At 70.5% G+C, this 987-nt stretch carries 1 protein-coding gene; it reads right to left on the bottom strand.

Annotation, left to right across the window (positions count from 1 at the left end; translation table 11 throughout):
• A partial coding sequence (locus CCN44_RS39230; protein WP_462509666.1) for a protein kinase family protein occupies nucleotides 1-987 on the bottom strand: 987 nt, incomplete at both ends.

Below are 987 nucleotides of genomic sequence, written 5' to 3'. Positions count from 1 at the left end.
CTTCGCCGTCCGCCGGCAGCTTGGTCAGCCAGACAAGGAGGTACTGGCTCTTGAACGACTTGCCGGGCTGGAGAACCACCGTGGTGCCCGAGCCGTCGGCGACCTTGCTGTACGCGTCGAACGACGTCGGCTGCGACCCCGCGTCGGCGGACGCGGCCCGGAGTTCGACCGAGGTATGGCCCACGAACGAGACCGTCACCTTCCCGACCTGCTGAACCTTGCCGAGGTCGAGGATGATGCCGACGCCCGACTTCAGGTTGCCGAACTCAGGGCTCAGGTAGAAGTCCGTCTGCCAGTACGAAGCGGTGTCGTTGTCGTACGCCTTGCCTATGTCGCGGGGCTTCTCCGAACCGTCCGGGCCGAACGGGTCGAAGTCGCGGGCGCCCTTGATGGCGATCGGCTTGCCGGAGACCGGCTTCTTCTGGTTCTTGTCGCCGCCGTCCTGCGTCTGCGTGGTGTTGGTGTCGTCCGACTTGTCGCCCTGGTCCATCAGGGCGTCCGCCAGCTGCCAGCTGCCCAGGCCGAGGGCGGCGATGAGGAGGGCCGACACCGCCCACTTCAGGGCCTTGCCGGTGCGGCTCTGGAGCGGGGGCGGCGGGGCCGTGATCGGCTGGGTGACGCCGGGATGCGGCGCCGGGCGGCCGTACGTGCCCTGCTGGTAGGTCGTCCGCTGGTACTCCGGCGGGGCCGTGAACGCGGGCTCGGGCGGGCGGATGCGCGGCATCTCGCCGATCGCCTTCACCAGCTCCTCCGGCGTGGTGCACGGCGCCTCGTGCCGGGACGCCGTGGCCCCGTCGTTGACGAGGGCACGCATGGCCAGCTCGGACAGGCCCCGGTGCACGCCGGCCCGTACCTGGTCCGGGGCGATCAGACCGATGTCCTTGGGGAGGCCGGACAGGCCGTAGGCGTCGCTCTCGTACGGCCAGCGCTGGGTCAGCGCCGCGTACAGCAGGGCGCCGATCGACTCGGTGTCGGTTCGCTGCGGGG

The organism is Streptomyces tricolor, from assembly GCF_002155905.1.
Classification (GTDB): Bacteria; Actinomycetota; Actinomycetes; order Streptomycetales; family Streptomycetaceae; genus Streptomyces; species Streptomyces tricolor.
This window is presented reverse-complemented; position numbering and strand designations above follow the sequence as displayed.